Source organism: Agarivorans sp. JK6, assembly GCF_045277145.1.
Lineage (GTDB): Bacteria > Pseudomonadota > Gammaproteobacteria > Enterobacterales > Celerinatantimonadaceae > Agarivorans > Agarivorans albus.
Genome location: NZ_CP113525.1, coordinates 1 through 18,883, shown reverse-complemented (window position 1 = coordinate 18,883; position 18,883 = coordinate 1). Strand labels below are relative to the sequence as shown.

The window sequence follows — 18,883 nt, the reverse complement described above, 5'->3', positions numbered from 1 at the left end:
TTTGTAACAACTTCGTTACAAAAGGTTACTTTGTTATCAAGCTGTTTCATCTAGTCTATTTAGTAGCCAATCAGCGCAGTAAGATTGGTGAAATAAGGAATGGAATTCACAAAAAAATAACAAAGGCATCAATATGCGTAAATTTGCAACTCTCGCCTCTACCCTGGCACTTACTAGCGCTATTAACCTTGCTTATGCAGGGGAAGTAGAAGTTCTTCACTGGTGGACTTCAGGTGGTGAAGCCAAATCTGTAGGCGTGCTAAAAGAAATGTTGGAAGCCCAAGGGCATTCTTGGAAAGACTTTGCCGTAGCTGGCGGCGGTGGTGAAAGTGCGATGACTGTACTAAAAACTCGCGCGATCTCTGGTAACCCACCAGCAGCAGCTCAAATCAAAGGTCACGACATTCAAGAATGGGCAGACCTTGGATTTTTAAGTAACCTGAATGACGTAGCTAAAGCCGAAAAGTGGGACGATGCGGTTCCGGCAGTGGTTACCAACGTGATGAAATTTAACGGTGACTATGTAGCCGTTCCGGTAAACGTGCACCGCGTAAACTGGTTATGGGCTAACCCAGCAGTATTTGAAAAAGCGGGCGCCAAAATCCCTACCACTATGGATGAGTTTTTTGTTTCTGCAGAAAAACTAAAAGCGGCAGGTATTATCCCATTAGCTCACGGTGGCCAAGCTTGGCAAGACGCCACAGTATTTGAAGCCGTGGCTTTAGATATCTTAGGCTCTGAAGACTACAACAAAGCGTTTGTGATGCACGACGATGCAGTGCTTAGCAGCGACAAAATGGTTGAAGTATTTACTGTTTTCAAAAAAATGAGTAACTACATCGATAGCGACTCACCAGGTCGTGATTGGAACATTGCCACCAGCATGGTAATTAATGGCCAAGCCGGTATGCAAATTATGGGAGACTGGGCGAAAGGCGAATTTGTTGCCGCAGGTAAAGTACCAGGCAAAGATTTCGTTTGTTTACCAGCGCCAGGTACCGACGGCCAATTTACCTTTAACATCGACAGCTTCGCTATGTTTGAACTAAGCAACGCCGATAATGTTAAAGCACAAAAAGCCCTAGCTAAAACTATCCTTACTCCAGAATTCCAAGAAGTATTTAACTTAAACAAAGGTTCTATTCCAGTACGTACCGATATGGATATGAGCAAGTTTGACAGTTGTGCCTTGGATTCAATGGCGACCTTTAAAGCCAGTAACCAATCGGGCGACCTAGTGCCAAGCATGGCGCATGGCCTAGCCACTACTGGTTACGTTCAAGGTGCCATTTACGATGTAGTGACTAACTTCTTTAATGATCCAGACGGTGACCCTAAAGAAGCGGTAACTAAGTTAGCGCGCGTAGTTAAAGCCGCTAAATAAGCCTTAAAACTCCGGCCACCCGGCCGGAGTTTACCTTTGCTATCCCCATGTTAGTTTGAACACGGAGTTCGAACGAGGCTGTACTATGTTTAATACTCTGCAAAAATGGTTGCCTAAAATCATTCTGTCGCCGTCGATATTTCTGGTTACAGTGTGTATTTATGGCTACGTAGCTTGGACTGGCTACCTATCGTTAACCCATTCTCGCTTTTTACCCAACTTTAAGTGGGCGGGTTTACTGCAATACCAAAAATTGATGGAAAATGACCGCTGGGTTACATCCTGCATTAACCTGCTGATTTTTGGCGTATTGTTTATCATTATCTCAATTATTTTAGGCACCTTGTTAGCGATATTTCTCGATCAGAATATTCGCCAAGAGGGAGCTATCCGCACTATTTACCTTTACCCAATGGCGCTGTCATTTATTGTGACAGGTACTGCCTGGAAATGGATTTTAAACCCCGGTTTAGGTTTAGAAAAAATGATGCATGACTGGGGCTGGACCAGCTTTGAATTCAACTGGCTAGTGAGCAATGACATGTCGGTGTATACCTTAGTTATTGCAGCTGTTTGGCAATCCTCCGGCTTTGTAATGGCAATGTTTCTGGCTGGCCTGCGTGGCATCGACTCAAGCATCGTAAAAGCGGCGCAAATCGACGGCGCAAGCATGCCCACCATTTACTGGAAGATCATACTTCCTTGCCTGCGCCCGGTATTCTTTAGTGCGGTAATTATCACCTCTCACATTGCAATTAAGAGCTTTGACTTAGTAACTGCATTAACCTCTGGTGGCCCAGGTTATTCCTCGGATTTACCAGCACTATTTATGTATACCCACGCCTTTACTCGCGGACAAATGGGTTTAGGTGCGGCCAGCGCCATGATGATGTTAGGCGGCGTACTCGCGATACTCGTGCCGTATTTATACTCTGAACTGCGTAACCGGGAGCAATAATCATGACTAAATTTTCTCCGGGACGTTTGTTCATCTACTTCATCTTAATATTGTTTTGTGCCATTTATTTAATGCCACTACTGGTAATGCTATTAACCTCGTTTAAAACCCTGCCGGATATTCGTGGTGGTAACCTGTTGTCGTTGCCAGAAGTATGGGTATTTGAAGCTTGGTTTAAAGCTTGGGGCAGCGCCTGTACCGGGGTAACTTGTGAGGGGGTTAAAGGCTACTTCTGGAACTCCTTTAAAATGGCCATTCCAGCAGTATTTATCTCTACCCTAATTGGCGCTTTAAACGGCTATGTCATTGCTCACTGGCGTTTTAAAGGCTCAAACTTGTTTTTTGCCTTAATGCTATTTGGCTGCTTTATTCCCTTCCAGGTAATTTTGCTCCCTATGGCAGCTACTTTAGGTAAATTTGGCTTAGCCAATACCACTACCGGTTTGGTATTTGTGCATGTGGTTTATGGCTTGGTATTTACTACCCTGTTCTTCCGTAACTTCTATGTATCGGTACCTGGAGAACTTGTAAAGGCAGCTAAGTTAGATGGCGCGGGCTTCTTCACCATTTTCTTCAAAATAATGCTGCCCATCTCCAAACCAATCATCATGGTTTGCATCATTTGGCAGTTTACTCAGATTTGGAACGACTTCTTATTTGGCGTGGTGTATTCGGGCTCAGACTCGCAGCCAATTACGGTGGCGTTGAACAACTTAGTAAACACCAGTACTGGTGTTAAAGAATACAACGTAGACATGGCCGCCGCGATTATCGCCGCGTTACCTACCCTATTTGTTTATGTTGTAGCAGGCAAATATTTTGTGCGCGGCTTAACCGCTGGCTCAGTAAAAGGATAAAAATTAATGGCGACCTTAGATATAAAACAACTTTATAAGCGCTATGGTAAAAACGGTCCCAATACCCTAGAAGATATTAATATCTCCATTGAGTCGGGTGAGTTTTTAATCCTAGTTGGCCCTTCAGGCTGTGGTAAATCTACTTTAATGAACATGATTGCGGGCTTGGAAGAAATTACCGCCGGAGACATTTGCATAGATGGCAAAGTAGTAAACGACGTAGACCCTAAAGACCGCGATATTGCGATGGTGTTCCAGTCTTACGCGCTTTACCCCAATATGACCGTGCGTGGGAATATTGAGTTTGCCTTAAAAATTCAAAAAATGGATAAACCAGAACGCGATAAAGAAATCACTCGTGTTGCCCAATTACTGCAAATTGAGCACCTGCTAGACAGAAAACCTTCGCAGCTCTCGGGTGGCCAGCAACAACGAGTATCAATGGGCCGCGCCTTAGCGCGCCAACCTAAGATCTACTTGTTTGATGAGCCTTTAAGTAATCTAGACGCCAAGCTACGAGTTGAAATGCGTCATGAGATTAAAAAGCTACACCAGCGCTTGGGCACTACCATTGTTTATGTAACACACGATCAAATTGAAGCCATGACACTTGCAGATCGCATCGCCGTGATGAAAGATGGCCAGCTACTACAATTGGGCTCACCAGCTGAAATTTATAACGACCCAGCCGACATGTTTGTTGCTGGTTTTATGGGCTCGCCAGCCATGAACTTTTTACACTGTAGTGTGGAGCAAAGTGAGCAAGGTTTAGTAGGCTCTTTAGTGTGTGACCAACAACAATCACACACTATTCCACTACCAGAACACTTAGCAAAATACGCCGGCAAGTCGGTTGTGGTAGGCATTCGCCCAGAGCAGATTACCCATGTGAATCCTTACAAACAAGACAAGCCCTTAGTCACAACTTTAAACCTAAAACTGGGTGTTTTAGAACCTACTGGCCCCGATACCATTGCACTGGTGACATTAAACGACAAAGAAATTAGCTGTCGTTTAGATCCTGATAAGCCAGCGGTGATGGGCGAAAGTCTAGACTTGATGTTTGATATGTCGAGCGCAGTGTTTTTTGACCCTAATAGCGAACAACGGATACGCTAAGTAATACACTAGGGTCTGTCGATCTTTGCTGATGGTTTTTGCATCAATTTCTTAGCCATTTAGGCAAGGCAGTGAGTGTGCAGTTAAGTGCGCTTAATAATCACTCGCTAACGCTGAATAAATGGCTAAGAAATACTGCCCGAAGGGTTCGGATAAGCGGGCTTTACTCTTTGTTAAGCACTTCTTACTTAGCCCACTAGGCCTCTAAGTGCTCGCCGCGATTAAAGCCCGCTTATCTCGAACAAAATTTCAACACCAAAGATCAACAGGCCCTAGCAACAAGAGGCTTCGGCCTCTTTTTGTTGGGTTTTCTGCACCTTATTCCACTGCCATATTGCTCACTCTCCACACAATGGTCAAAGTTGACAGCTGACACCTCGCTTTTAGCTGGTATACAATAGCGCTGTAGCACAAAGAGACCGCAGTAAAATGAGCAATAACTTAGATTTCAATCAAGCCGATCACCAATTAGATGCCTTAGGTTTACGTTGTCCTGAACCCGTTATGATGGTTCGCAAAGCCATCCGTAACATTGATATTGGCGAAACCTTGTTAGTGCAAGCCGACGACCCATCAACCACTCGCGACATGGTCAGCTTTTGCGAGTTTATGGATCACACCTTAGTGGCTAAAAAAACTGACCAAACGCCCTTCCAGTATTTGATCAAGAAAGGCAGTTAGCTTAGTTTTTTCAAAAAAGTCTAATTTATCAGCAATTCCCCGCACAACAGCACTAGGGTCTGCCTGCTTGCTAGGGTATACTCCGTCAGTTATAAAACCGATTATTTTTCATACGCGCGACACTAATCATGCATAAATACGATATTAAAACCTTTCAAGGCCTTATTTTGGCCTTACAGGACTACTGGGCCCGCCAAGGCTGCGTAATTGTTCAACCTTTAGACATGGAAGTAGGTGCAGGCACCTTTCATCCGCAAACCTTTTTGCGCTCTATCGGTCCAGAACCGATGTCTAGTGCTTATGTACAACCATGTCGTCGCCCAACCGATGGCCGCTATGGTGAAAACCCTAACCGCTTGCAACACTACTACCAATTTCAGGTAGTGATGAAGCCATCGCCAGACAACATTCAAGAGCTCTACCTAGGCTCTTTAGTTGAGCTTGGCATCAACCCAGAAGTTCACGACATACGCTTTGTTGAAGACAACTGGGAATCACCAACACTTGGTGCTTGGGGTCTAGGCTGGGAAATCTGGTTAAACGGTATGGAAATCACTCAGTTCACCTACTTCCAACAAGTTGGTGGCTTAGAATGCTCGCCAGTAACCGGTGAAATCACTTACGGTTTAGAACGCTTAGCCATGTACATTCAGGGCGTAGACAGTATCTATGACCTAGTGTGGACAGATGGCCCAATGGGCAAAGTGACCTATGGTGATGTATTCCATCAAAACGAAGTAGAGCAGTCTACTTACAACTTTGAACATGCCGACACCACAGCCTTATTCGCCCAATTTGATCAGTGTGAAAAAGATAGCCAAAAATTAATCGAAGCAGGCTTACCACTGCCAGCTTACGAACAGGTAATGAAAGCCTCACACGCCTTCAACCTACTTGATGCTCGCCATGCTATATCGGTAACCGAACGTCAGCGTTTCATCCTACGTGTTAGAACCCTTTCTAAAGCCGTAGCCGAAACGTATTACAGTGCTCGTGAAGAGCTTGGTTTCCCATTATGCAAAGACAAAAAGTAACGGAGGCAGCATGAGTAACGAAAACCTATTAGTAGAAATCGGCACCGAAGAGTTGCCACCTAAAGCCTTACGCGGCTTGGCTGAGTCTTTTAAAAGCAACGTACAGCAAAGCTTAGAAAAAGCCGGTTTTGAATTTACCAGCGTTGAGTGGTATGCCGCTCCGCGTCGTCTAGCACTAAGCATTCAAAGCTTGAGTGAGCAGACCCCAGATAAAGTTGTAGAAAAGCGCGGCCCTGCTATTAGCAGTGCTTTTGACGCCGACGGCAATGCCACCAAAGCCGCCGAAGGCTGGGCGCGTTCAAATGGTATTACCGTTGATCAAGCAGAGCGTTTAAAAACTGATAAAGGCGAATGGCTACTGCACAAAGCTGAAATAAGTGGCCAAAGCATTTATCAATTATTTCCAGAAATTGTGGCTGATGGCTTAGCCAAGCTGCCAATTCCAAAACCGATGCGCTGGGGCGCTAAAAGCACTCAGTTCATTCGCCCTGTTCATACCATCACCATGCTATACGGTGAGAAGTTAGTTCAAGGCAATATTCTGGGTATCGAGTCAGCCCGTACCGTGCGCGGCCACCGCTTTATGGGTGAAGCCGAGTTCGAACTAAACCACGCTAACGACTACGTTAAACAGCTAGATCGCCGCGGCAAAGTAATTGTTGATTACCAACAACGTAAAGCCATTATTCGCGAGCAAATTGAAGCTGAAGCAGCCCGAGAAGGCGGCGTAGTGGAAATGGATGAAGCATTACTTGAAGAAGTATGTTCTTTGGTTGAATGGCCAGTAGCTATGGTAGGTAGCTTTGAAGAGAAATTCTTGGAAGTTCCTGCTGAAGCGCTAATTTATACCATGAAGGACAATCAGAAATACTTCCCGATTTTAGATACCAAGGGTAACTTACTACCACGTTTTATCTTTGTATCTAACATTGTTAGTAAAGATCCTCAGCAAGTTATCGAAGGTAACGAGAAAGTTGTTCGCCCTCGCCTTGCTGATGCCGAGTTCTTCTTTGAAACCGATAAAAAATCACGTTTAGACTCGCGCCTAGATAAGCTTGCCAATGTTGTATTCCAACAAAAATTAGGCAGCCTACTCGACAAAGCTAATCGTGTTTCAGAGCTAGCTGCACAAATTGCCGCAGAAATTGGTGGTGATAGCCAACACGCTCAACGAGCTGGTTTGCTATCAAAAGCTGACTTAAACAGTGAAATGGTACTTGAGTTCCCAGACATCCAAGGTGTTATGGGCATGTACTACGCCAAGTTTGATGGTGAACACGAAGACGTAGCCAATGCGCTTAACCAGCAATACTGGCCACGCTTTTCTGGTGACAAACTACCAGAATCTAAAGTTGCTTCAGCGGTAGCAATTGCCGATAAACTGGATACCTTGGTGGGTATTTTTGCTATTGGCCAGCTGCCTAAAGGCGATAAAGACCCGTTTGCTCTGCGCCGTGCCAGTTTAGGCATTATTCGCATCATTCAAGACAAGGGCTTTGAACTAGATTTAGATACGCTAATCAACAGCGCCCTGTTGCTATTGCCGCTTGAGTTAAACCAAGAGCAACAAGCTAAAGTACATGGCCAACTTATTGAGTTTGTCTATGCTCGCTTGCGCGCCATGTATCTTGAGCAGGGAATTGACGCCAGCGTTATCACTGCGGTACTAGAGCGTAAACCAACTAAGCCAGCTGACATTGAGCAACGCATTAAAGCGGTAAGCCACTTCCGCTCTTTAGAGCAAGCTCAAGCCTTAGCGGCTGCGAATAAACGTGTATCAAACATTCTGGCTAAAAACCCAGATTTTGTTAAACCACAAATTGATAGCAGCTTGCTAAAAGAGCCACAAGAAAAGGCCTTAGCAGAAGCTATTTCAACTATGCAAAGCAGCTTAAAACCTTTGTTGGAAAACGGCGATTACCAAGCAGCATTAATAGAGCTAGCCACCTTACGTGAAGTAGTGGATAACTTTTTTGATAACGTGATGGTTATGAGCGATGAAGACGCGCTAAAAATTAACCGTTTAAGCCTATTAAACTCGCTACGAGAGCTGTTTTTAGAAATTGCTGACATCTCTGTGATTCAGTAGCCTAAAAGCCTACGCTGCACAATAAAAAAGCCGCGTCCAAGCAAGGGATGCGGCTTTTTTTGATCCACTTAACTTTTTTAATAAAATCAGCCTTTTCTTGAAATCCTTTTCAGCATAGTAGTGTGAGCTTGGCACGTTTTTTCGCGCCTAGCTTCGCTATAAATAAGCTCGAGTTCGGCTCATTACGTAATGTTTGTCTGTAAAGACAAAGGAAAGCTATAAAAATAGAAAGGAATTGGAAATGCTTAAAAATATCATGAAAGCAGGTGTGCTAGCGCTAATCACCGTAATTGCTGCAGGCTGTGCCTCTGGCGATTCAAACAGCAAACTAACTCGTGACGTATACCTACGTGGTGTATTCACATGGTGGGATGCTGATCCTCAGTTCAAACTTCAGCCTGTTGAAGGTAAAGAAAACGTATGGTTTGCTACTTCTGCTGCTGACGAGCCACTAATCGCTGACGGCCAACCTTACGAGTGGAAATTTGGTGATGCTGCATGGCAATGTGGTACTAACTTCGGTTTCCTATCTGGAGAAGCAGACATCAAACTTGGCGAGCGTCGTCAATCTAACAAATGTTCAGCATTTGATAACTTCAAGTTCACTCCAGAAGAAGATGGTGTTTACCGTTTCTTCCTAGACTGGACAGAAGAATTACCAGTTGTTTACATCGAAAAAGTAGAAATGTAAGCACAGCTTACTCTCTATATAAGCCCCTCTTTGGGGCTTTTTTTTTCGGTCAACAGCAATAACTATATGGATGTAAGCAATGCAACAAGTCATTAAACCTGCCCTGCTTGGTTGTTTAGTCAGCATGGCAATAGCTGGGTGTGCTTCAAACGAGGCAAACACTGGCGGAGCTGCTAGCAGCTCAAGCGAAGCACTTGCTCAAAGCGCACAATGCCTACAATGGGATGGTCAGCCCGTAACGGTAGATGTAAGTGAAAGTTTTGAAGAAGGCACCGCTGTTAAAGATTTTTATAGCGGTCAAATGAGTACCGTTTATCAAGGTAAGGTAACTTTTACCCCTTCACCTGAAAGTGGCGGCTTGTTACTACTAGAGTCTGTGGGTAAAAAAGCCGATGAATTTAGCTGGGATAGCGCCTCTGTATACTTTGTTATGACAGACCGCTTCTACAACGGCAACCCCGATAACGATAATAGTTATGGCCGTACTAAAGATGGCAAGAACGAAATTGGTACCTTCCATGGCGGCGACATTGCCGGCCTGAGCAAAAAGCTCGATTACATTGAAGATTTAGGCATCAACGCAATTTGGATTACTGCACCTTACGAGCAAATCCGTGGTTGGGTTGGCGGCGGTATGCGAGGTGACTTCAAGCATTACGGTTACCACGGCTACTACGTGCAAGACTACACCGTAATGGACCAAAACATGGGTACAGCGGAAGAGTTTAAGCAGTTCGTAGATGACGCCCATGCTCGAGGCATTCGCGTGGTGATGGACATAGTGATGAACCACACCGGTTACGCAACCTTGAGCGACATGCAAGAGTTTGGTTTTGGTGCCACGCAAGAATATGACGTACCTATCGAAAATTACCTAGGTAAAAAGTGGACCGATTGGTCTCCAGGTAAAGGCGAAACTTGGCACAGCTTTAACGACTATATAGATTATGGTGATCGTAACGAGTGGGTGAAATGGTGGGGACCTGATTGGGTACGAACTGACATTTCTGGCTACCCTAACCCAGGCCCAAGCGACTTTGAGATGTCGCTAGCTTACTTACCTGATTTTAAAACTGAATCAGATAAGGTTGTGGGTTTACCGCCTTTCTACAAAAATAAACCTGATACCAAAGCGGTAGAAATTCCAGGAGCAACAGTTAGAGACTACTTGGTCACTTGGTTGTCTGACTGGGTACGTGAATATGGTATCGACGGTTTCCGTGCGGACACCGTTAAACACGTTGAGCCAGAAGCATGGCAAGCCTTGAAATTAGCTTCTAGTAAAGCCTTTGCCGAATGGAAACAAAACAACCCTGATAAAGTACTTGATGACAATGACTTTTGGATGACCGGTGAGTTTTGGGGCCAAGGCTTGAATAACTCGCGCCTATTTGACGCCGGCTTTGATTCGCTTATCGATTTCACTTACCAAACCGATCTAGCTAAAAAAGGCATGAACTGTTTGTCTAATATGCAAGATGGCTATCAACGCTACGCAGACGTGCTAGGAAAGCGCGATGGCAAGGTTCTAAGCTACGTATCATCTCATGATACTAAATTAGCCTTTGGCACCATCAGCAAGGATCTGGAGCAACAAAAACAACTTGGCTCAGCCTTCTTGTTAATGCCTACTGCGGTACAAGTTTACTACGGTGATGAAAGCGCTCGTGAAAAAGGACCTCGTAGCTCTGATAAACACCAAGCAACCCGCTCAGATATGAACTGGGATCAGTTAAACGATGAACAACGTTTAGCGGTTCATAATCACTGGCAAAAACTCCTTCAGTTCCGTAAGCGCCACCAAGCGGTGGGTAGTGGTGAGCACAAGCAATTAAATTCAGCTCCTTACGTATTTGAACGCCGTAAAGGCGATGATGCAGTGGTTGTTGTTTATGTAGGCCAGCAAGCCAAATAGACTCAACCTGCACTAAAATAAAAGCGGCTTACTTAAGCCGCTTTTTTATTGCATAAGCCCAGAGAAACTCAGCCGGAGTTTGTTCAGTAATGACAATTGCTATTCAAAAGCAAACTTTGTTAAGGTGACGCCTTAGCTTAAAAGGTGCGTTATGACATATTCAAATTTTGGCAACAAATTCACTCGCCATTCAGGCATTACTCAACTGATGGATGACCTTGATGAAGGGATCCGAGCGGGTGATGAAATGATAATGTTAGGCGGCGGTAATCCTGCGCAGATTCCCGAAATGAACGCAATCTTTGAACAACACCTTCAAACTGGCCTAAGTAATAAAAGCTTACTGGCTGCACTATGTAACTACGATGCCCCACAGGGTAACAAGAACTTCATTGCCAACCTGGCGACATTTTTTAGAAACAAATTCCACTGGGATATAAATGAAGAAAATATTGCACTCACTAATGGTAGTCAAAGCGCATTTTTCTTCCTTTTCAATTTATTTGCAGGTAAAGGCAAGAATAATAAGCGAGTATTGTTCCCGCTTGCTCCTGAATATATCGGCTATGAAGACAGCGGAATAGACGAAGACTTATTTATTGGTAATAAACCTAGCATCGAGTATTTGGCTGATAGACAGTTTAAATATCACGTTGATTTTGAACACTTAAAAATTGATGAAAACGTTGGCCTCATTTGTGTGTCACGCCCCACCAATCCTACCGGCAATGTCATTACCAATAACGAAATCAACAAGCTTTCGGCACTTGCCAAGCAGCATCAAGTACCACTATTGATTGATAATGCCTACGGACTGCCCTTTCCAAACTTAGTATTTACCGAGGGAGCTAGTCCATTCTGGGACAGCAATACTATTCTTTGCTTAAGCTTATCTAAGCTTGGTTTACCCGGAACACGCTGCGGCATTGTTATCGCTAAACCAGAAACTATCAAAGCAGTCTCTAATTTGTCAGGAATCATTAATTTGTCACCCGGCGGTGTTGGCCCTGCGCTAGCTAACGAGATGCTTAAAGACAACAGCTTGCTAGATGCTAGTAACCACGTAATAAAACCTTTCTACCAGCAGAAGTCACAGCAAACGATTAGCTGGCTTCAAGCTGCTATACCTTCTAGCAAATTTCGAATACATAAATCTGAAGGTGCAATGTTCTTGTGGCTTTGGTTTGAAGATTTACCTATAAGCGACAAACAACTTTACCAGCAGTTAAAAGAAAATGGCTTACTCATAGTGCCAGGCAGTTATTTCTTCCCAGGTATCGACAAGGACTGGCGACATACCCAAGAATGTATTCGCCTTAACTTTGCTCAAAATGAAGAACAGGTTAAACGCGGTATTGAGATATTAGCTGATGTAGTAAACCCACTACTGGCAGATTAACTCACTAACAAAAAAAGGGCCTGCTGGCCCTTTTCATTCTCTATCACTAGCGTTTAGTTAAGCTGATTTAGCTTCTAAGCTTTCTACGTTTAACTTACCGTTAATAGGTATTTGCTTAGGTTTAAGCGCTTCAGGGATCTCCCGCTCTAGCTCAATAAACAACAAACCATTTTCTAAGTTAGCTGCTTTTACTTTTACATGGTCAGCAATTTGATATTTACGCTCAAAGCCGCGTTCTGCTATACCTTGATGTAAAAACTTAGCTTGGCTGTTTTTCTTCTGCTTGGTACCAGTAACGATTAATGCATTCTCTTGAGCAACAATTGATAGCTCATCTTCTGCAAACCCAGCAACAGCTAAAGTGATTCGGTAGTTATTTTCATCTACCGCTTCAATGTTGTAGGGAGGGTAACCGTTATTCTGAGTTTGAGCACTTTGGTTAGATGCAGCTTCAATAAAATTAGCTAGACGATCAAAACCAATGGCTGTGCGATAAAGTGGTGAAAAGTCGTATTGATTACGCATAGTATATTATCCTCATAGAGCAATAAATTGTATTGGACCAGCACTATTGCTGCGCCCCTTTCTTAACAAAACCCACCTTTGTGGCATCCTGTTATTACTAGATGTGGGGATAAGATTTTTGGTTTCAAGAGCGGCAGATACAAAAAAGGCAATATTTTCATATTGCCTTTTTTTAGTGCTACTTTTTGAACTTGGAATTAAACGTCTAGGTTTTCCACATTCAATGCGTTGTCTTCAATAAAGTTACGACGCGGCTCAACTTGGTCACCCATTAAAGTAGTAAACAACTGGTCACAAGCAATCGCATCTTCAACAGTTACTTTCAACATACGACGCGTTTCTGGGTCCATAGTAGTTTCCCAAAGTTGGTCTGGATTCATTTCGCCCAAACCTTTATAACGTTGAATGTATAAACCACGACGCGACTCAGCCATTAGCCAGTTAAGCGCTTCTTCAAAACTAGTAACAGGCTTGGTCTTCTCACCACGCTTAACGTAGGCACCTTCTTCTATTAAGTTATTAAGATTATCGTATAAGCTACAGATATCTTTATAGTCATTAGAAGCAAAGAACTCAGGTTCGAACTTAAAGCTTACATCCACACCATGCTGACGTAGTGTAACAACAGGATAATAGATATCACGTTCGTCGTGTTTTTCTATTTCAACTGAGTAATAGTTACCACTAGGAAGCTCAGCATTAACCGGAGCAATAAGCTCTTCAGACCATTGCTCTAATGCTTCAGCATCTTTAAGTTCATCAACATTAAGCGCACGCTGGTAAACCATCTGGCTTAGTAATGATATTGGGTAACGACGTGCTAAGCGCTCGTTGTTTTTCCAAACACGACGATACTGCGTTACTAAACTTTCTAGCGCTTCGCCGCCAATAGCAGGGGCCTCTGGGTTTACATATAAACCAGAATTATCTAATGCCAAAGTGGTTAAGTATTCAGTTAGCGATTCTTCATCTTTTACATAGCGCTCTTGCTTGCCTTTCTTCACTTTATATAAAGGAGGCTGAGCAATGTAAATGTAGCCACGCTCAATAATTTCTGGCATTTGACGATAGAAGAAGGTCAATAGCAAAGTACGGATGTGCGAGCCATCGACATCAGCATCGGTCATGATAATGATGTTGTGGTAACGCGTTTTATCTGGATCGTATTCGTCACGACCAATACCACAACCCATGGCAGTAATCAGCGTTGCCACTTCCTGAGAAGATAACATCTTATCAAAGCGGGCTTTTTCTACGTTTAAGATTTTACCTTTTAGTGGAAGAATCGCTTGGTTCTTACGGTTACGCGCTTGTTTAGCACTACCACCCGCAGAATCACCCTCCACTATGTATAGTTCAGATAAAGCCGGGTCTTTTTCCTGGCAGTCCGCTAACTTACCAGGTAAACCAGCTAAATCTAATGCGCCTTTACGACGAGTCATATCACGAGCTTTACGTGCAGCTTCACGAGCACGAGCCGCATCAATAATTTTTTGCGTGATAATTTTAGCTTCTTGTGGGTTTTCTAATAAGTACTCACTTAGCTTTTCACCCATGGTTTGTTCAACCGCAGACTTCACTTCCGAAGACACTAACTTGTCTTTAGTTTGGCTAGAGAATTTTGGATCAGGTACCTTAACCGAGATAACCGCAGTTAGACCTTCACGAGCATCATCACCCGTGGCACTGCTTTTATCTTTCTTATTAACTTCTTTTTCCATGTAGCTATTAAGCGTACGAGTTAACGCAGCTCTAAAGCCCGCTAGGTGAGTACCACCATCACGCTGAGGAATGTTGTTGGTAAAACAATAGATGTTTTCTTGGAAACCGTCGTTCCACTGCATTGCCACTTCTACCGCAATACCGTCATCACGTTGGAAGTTAAAGCTAAACGCTTTATCGTGGATTGGTGTTTTGTTGGTATTTAGGAACGAAACAAAAGCCTGAATACCACCTTCATAACAGAAGTGATCCTGCTTATCATCACGCTCATCTTTTAAGATGATAGACACACCTGAGTTCAAGAATGACAATTCACGCAAACGTTTTGCAAGAATATCGTAATGAAACTTAGTGTCAGAGAAGATTTCATCACTAGGCCAAAAGCGTAACTCGGTACCAGTTTTATCAGTATCGCCAACAACCGCTAACGGCGCATCAGGTTCACCCAGAGTATAAAACTGCTCATAAACGTGCCCTTGACGCTTAACTGTTAGCTGCAGCTTAATAGACAAGGCGTTAACTACCGATACACCAACACCGTGCAAACCACCAGATACTTTATAAGAGTTATCGTCAAATTTACCACCAGCGTGGAGAACCGTCATGATTACTTCAGCTGCAGACACACCTTCTTCAGGGTGAATATCAACTGGAATACCACGACCATCATCGGATACCGATACCGAACCATCGTTGTGAATAGTTACTACAACGTCAGAACAATGGCCAGCCAATGCTTCATCAATAGAGTTATCTACAACTTCGAAGACCATGTGATGTAAACCTGAGCCATCATCGGTATCGCCAATATACATCCCAGGACGTTTTCTTACTGCATCAAGGCCCTTTAGTACCTTAATACTCGATGAGCCATATTCATTTTCAGCCATGTTTTACTCTCGTTTTATAGTCGCTGATAACACCATGTTCCACGTGAAACATTGTGCATCCTTCTAAGTCAAATCCATCTAGCATCTGCTCCTCAATCGCGGAAACAAACACTTGAGACCCATTGTGTTGTAAGCATCTAGCTAACAACTGCCGTTTAGACATATCTAGTTCTGCAGCAAAATCATCAATCAGGTAAACGGTTTTCTTTCCGCTTGTTTGCTGAGCATGTTGCCCCTGCGCCAAAATCAAAGCGCATACAAATAGCTTTAACTGCCCTCTCGAAATTACGTCTACTGCATTTATGCCATCAAACTTAAACTTCAAATCTGCTTTGTGAGGTCCGTACTGGGTATAACCAAGCAATCGGTCTCTCTCAAAGCTTTGCTTTAGCAATTCTTCTAAAGCAACTTTATCGTCCCATCCTTGATAAAAAGCCATATCAAATTGGTACTCTGGCAAAAACTCTGTCACTAACTCTGCCAGCGTATCAGCAATACTCGCTACATACTTTTTGCGTTGTTCACTTACTACTAAAGCGAGTTCAACTAACTGCTTATCCCAAAACTGCAAATCTTGATATTGCTTTGTCTGTTTCAACAAAGCATTCCTTTGTTTCAATATTCGCTTGTAGTTTTGCCAAGCGGCGTGGAACTGATGTTCCACGTGAAACACTCCCCAATCCAAATAAGCGCGTCGATGTTTAGGACTACCATCAACTAAGCCATACCCTTCTGGGTGAAGGATTTGCAAAGGCAATAATGAAGCAAGCACCGCTTGGCTTCTTACTGTTTCTTTGTTAATCCTTAACGCAGTGTCACCACCTTTGAACTTTTGTAATCCAATTTTATGCTCATCTAACTGAGCAAATACAACAAAACTGTCTTGCTGGTAAGTAATAACTTTACTAGGTCTATTACTTCTAAAAGAGCGGCCAAACCCCAAGTAGTAAATGGCTTCTAGTACACTCGTTTTACCGCTGCCATTTTGCCCCAAAATAACATTAAGCTTGGGGTTAGGGCTTAGGTTGGCACTCTTAATATTTCTAAAATTTTGTAAACCTAAGCTTTGAATCTGCATTAGCTACAAGACATTACAAACGCATAGGCATTACAACGTACATTGCTTTGCCGGTTTGCTCTGCATCTTCAATCAAGGCGCTGCTATTACTGTTGCTCATATTTATTCTGATTTGATCGCACTTAAGGGCATTCAATACATCCAAAACATAAACAACGTTAAACCCTATTTCTAAATCTTCGGCCTGGTAATCTACGTCCAAAATTTCTTCTGCTTCTTCTTGCTCAGGGTTATTTGCAGTTATCTTTAAGCTTCCAGATTCTAGTTGTAAGCGTACACCGCGAAACTTTTCGTTAGACAAAATAGCTGCACGTGAGAATGCTTGTTTGAGCTCATCTCTCCCGGAAATTAATGCTTTATCACTATTAGCTGGAAGAACTCGGCGATAATCAGGGAAACGGCCATCAACTAACTTACTGGTGAAAGTAAAGCCTTGAACACTGGCTCGAATGTTGTTGCTACCAATTTGCAACTCAACTAACTGATCCTCATGCTCAAGCATGCGCGCTAGTTCAATCACACCTTTACGCGGAACAATAACTTGTTGCGCTTGCAAAGGTTGCTCAAAACGCTGTTCGGCTAAGGCTAAACGGTGTCCATCAGTAGCAATAGTTTTCAAACCTTTTTCGTCAGTCTCAAACAACATACCATTTAAGTAATAACGAACATCCTGGCTAGCCATTGAGAACTGAGTACTATCAATCAGGTTCTTAAGTTGGCCTTGAGTCAGCTGAATTAGCTGCTGGCTTTGCCAATCTTCGATGTTTGGAAAATCGTTAGCAGGTAAGGTTGCCAGAGAAAAACGACTGCGCCCAGAGCGCAGTACCAAACGATTATCGTCGGCTTTACAGCTAATCTCGCAACCGTCTGGCAAACCACGACAAATATCTACAAACTTTTTAGCCGGTACAGTAACTCGCCCTTCGTTTACAGCACTTTCTAGCGGAAGTGTCGCAATAAGTTCTACTTCCATATCGGTGCCGGTAATCGACAACTGTTGGTTGCTTATATCTAGCAGAACATTACCCAAAATAGGAATAGTTGGACGCCCACCCAGCGCAGCACTCACTTGCTGCAAAGGTTTAAGCAGTTGTTCTCGGTTAATACTAAATTGCATACCTAGTCACGCCTCTCCGATTATGACGATAATGTGCGGATTAAATTCTGATAATCTTCTTTAATGTCGTGGCTTTCTTCTTTAAGTTGAGAGATCTTACGACAAGCATGTAATACCGTTGTATGGTCGCGACCACCAAATGCATCACCAATTTCTGGCAAGCTGTGGTTAGTAAGCTCTTTTGCCAGCGCCATCGCTAATTGTCGCGGCCTAGCTACCGAACGAGAGCGTCGTTTAGACAACAGATCAGCCACTTTAATTTTGTAATACTCGGCAACTGTTTTTTGAATATTATCAATAGTTACCAATTTCTCTTGCAGCGCTAACAAATCACGTAAGGCTTCACGAACAAAATCAATGGTGATTGCCCGTCCGGTGAAGTTAGCGTTAGCAATCACACGATTTAACGCCCCTTCTAGTTCACGAACATTAGAACGCAAACGTTTAGCGATAAAGAAAGCAACTTCGTCGGGCAAACGAATATTATTTTCGTTCGCCTTAGTCATTAAAATAGCTACGCGAGTTTCTAACTCAGGGGGTTCGATAGCAACCGTTAAGCCCCAACCAAATCGACTTTTTAAGCGATCTTCAACGCCATCAATTTCTTTAGGGTAGCGGTCACTGGTTAAGATAATTTGCTGATTACCTTCCAACAAAGCATTAAAGGTATGGAAGAACTCTTCTTGTGAGCGTTCTTTATTAGCAAAAAACTGAATATCATCGATTAACAAAGCATCAACGCTACGGTAGTAACGTTTGAAATCTTCTATCGCATTGTTTTGTAGGGCTTTTACCATATCTTGAACAAATCGCTCAGAGTGCATGTACACCACCTTAGCATTCTTTTTGTTCTCAATAATGCCATTACCCACCGCATGTAAAAGGTGGGTCTTACCTAAACCGGTGCCGCCATATAAAAATAGCGGGTTATAAGCCCCACCAGGATTATTGGCTACCTGAGTAGCAGCAGCGCGCGCGAGTTGGTTCGACTTACCTTCAACAAAGTTGTCGAACTGGTAAGTAGCATTAATATTATTTCGATGATTGGCTTCTAGAGCGGATTTTACCGCTGGTTCTTTATCCCAGCTCTTACCGCTATCGTTATTACTCACTGGTACAGCAGCGGCTCCAGCTTGCACGGGATCGGCTTTTACTGGATTAGATAAAGTTCGGCTAACAGGTTTACTGCCTACCTCAAACCGCAAACTCGGTTTATCACTTCCGCAAAACTCTTCGAGTAAAGCATTCACTCGGATCAAGTACTTATCTTTAACCCAATCCAATACAAAACGGTTTGGTGCATATAACACCAATAACTCTGCGTCTTGCTCAACTTGCAGTGGTCGGATCCACATACTAAATTCTGTTGCCGGCAATTCATCTTGTAAACGTACTAAGATTTGTTGCCAAAGAGACCCACTCAC

At 43.4% G+C, this 18,883-nt stretch carries 15 protein-coding genes; 10 read left to right on the top strand and 5 right to left on the bottom strand.

Translation table 11 applies throughout. From position 1 onward, the window contains the following. Positions 1-133 precede the first annotated feature (133 nt). From OV592_RS00075 to OV592_RS00030, 10 genes are all read left to right on the top strand, one after another. Complete coding sequence (locus OV592_RS00075; RefSeq protein ID WP_338622938.1) at positions 134-1,384, top strand: ABC transporter substrate-binding protein; 1,251 nt, start codon at positions 134-136, stop codon at positions 1,382-1,384. An 85-nt stretch (positions 1,385-1,469) separates the two neighbouring features. Beyond that, positions 1,470-2,342 carry a carbohydrate ABC transporter permease gene (locus tag OV592_RS00070; RefSeq protein WP_016400294.1) on the top strand — a complete coding sequence of 291 codons (873 nt, stop codon included), beginning with the start codon at positions 1,470-1,472 and terminating at the stop codon, positions 2,340-2,342. 2 nt (positions 2,343-2,344) lie between these two features. Continuing rightward, complete coding sequence (locus OV592_RS00065) at positions 2,345-3,199, top strand: carbohydrate ABC transporter permease (RefSeq protein WP_016400293.1); 855 nt, start codon at positions 2,345-2,347, stop codon at positions 3,197-3,199. 6 nt (positions 3,200-3,205) lie between these two features. Continuing rightward, entirely contained in the window at positions 3,206-4,318 is a 1,113-nt protein-coding gene (locus OV592_RS00060) for an ABC transporter ATP-binding protein (RefSeq protein ID WP_406609981.1), read from the top strand. A 429-nt stretch (positions 4,319-4,747) separates the two neighbouring features. Next, on the top strand, positions 4,748-4,999 hold the full coding sequence (gene tusA / locus OV592_RS00055; protein WP_016400290.1) for a sulfurtransferase TusA: 252 nt from the start codon (positions 4,748-4,750) through the stop codon (positions 4,997-4,999). A 128-nt stretch (positions 5,000-5,127) separates the two neighbouring features. Next, the gene (gene glyQ / locus OV592_RS00050; protein ID WP_016400289.1) at positions 5,128-6,033 is read left to right on the top strand and encodes a glycine--tRNA ligase subunit alpha; all 906 of its coding nucleotides are present in this window, start codon (positions 5,128-5,130) and stop codon (positions 6,031-6,033) included. Between the two features lie 10 nt (positions 6,034-6,043). Next, positions 6,044-8,122, top strand: coding sequence for a glycine--tRNA ligase subunit beta (gene glyS / locus OV592_RS00045; protein ID WP_406609980.1), 2,079 nt, complete (start codon positions 6,044-6,046; stop codon positions 8,120-8,122). Between the two features lie 241 nt (positions 8,123-8,363). Beyond that, entirely contained in the window at positions 8,364-8,813 is a 450-nt protein-coding gene (locus OV592_RS00040; RefSeq protein WP_016400287.1) for a hypothetical protein, read from the top strand. A 79-nt stretch (positions 8,814-8,892) separates the two neighbouring features. Further along, positions 8,893-10,728 carry an alpha-amylase gene (locus tag OV592_RS00035; RefSeq protein WP_406609979.1) on the top strand — a complete coding sequence of 612 codons (1,836 nt, stop codon included), beginning with the start codon at positions 8,893-8,895 and terminating at the stop codon, positions 10,726-10,728. Between the two features lie 151 nt (positions 10,729-10,879). Further along, a complete protein-coding gene (locus tag OV592_RS00030; RefSeq protein ID WP_406609978.1) occupies positions 10,880-12,127 on the top strand; it encodes a valine--pyruvate transaminase in 1,248 nt (415 codons plus the stop codon). Positions 12,128-12,184: 57 nt separating this feature from the next. Here OV592_RS00030 and OV592_RS00025 read toward each other — a convergent pair whose 3' ends face one another. The 5 genes from OV592_RS00025 to dnaA form a co-directional block, all read right to left on the bottom strand. Beyond that, positions 12,185-12,652: an Hsp20 family protein gene (locus OV592_RS00025; RefSeq protein WP_016400284.1), complete on the bottom strand. Its 468-nt coding sequence runs from the start codon at positions 12,650-12,652 to the stop codon at positions 12,185-12,187. A gap of 197 nt (positions 12,653-12,849) precedes the next feature. Next, positions 12,850-15,264 (bottom strand): DNA topoisomerase (ATP-hydrolyzing) subunit B, encoded by a 2,415-nt coding sequence (gene gyrB / locus OV592_RS00020; RefSeq protein ID WP_016400283.1) that lies wholly within the window; start codon positions 15,262-15,264, stop codon positions 12,850-12,852. Then, the gene (gene recF, locus OV592_RS00015; RefSeq protein ID WP_406609977.1) at positions 15,257-16,342 is read right to left on the bottom strand and encodes a DNA replication/repair protein RecF; all 1,086 of its coding nucleotides are present in this window, start codon (positions 16,340-16,342) and stop codon (positions 15,257-15,259) included. Before recF ends, gyrB begins: the two co-directional genes overlap by 8 nt. A gap of 13 nt (positions 16,343-16,355) precedes the next feature. After that, positions 16,356-17,459 carry a DNA polymerase III subunit beta gene (gene dnaN / locus OV592_RS00010; protein WP_016400281.1) on the bottom strand — a complete coding sequence of 368 codons (1,104 nt, stop codon included), beginning with the start codon at positions 17,457-17,459 and terminating at the stop codon, positions 16,356-16,358. A 20-nt stretch (positions 17,460-17,479) separates the two neighbouring features. Further along, the gene (gene dnaA / locus OV592_RS00005) at positions 17,480-18,883 is read right to left on the bottom strand and encodes a chromosomal replication initiator protein DnaA (RefSeq protein WP_406609976.1); all 1,404 of its coding nucleotides are present in this window, start codon (positions 18,881-18,883) and stop codon (positions 17,480-17,482) included.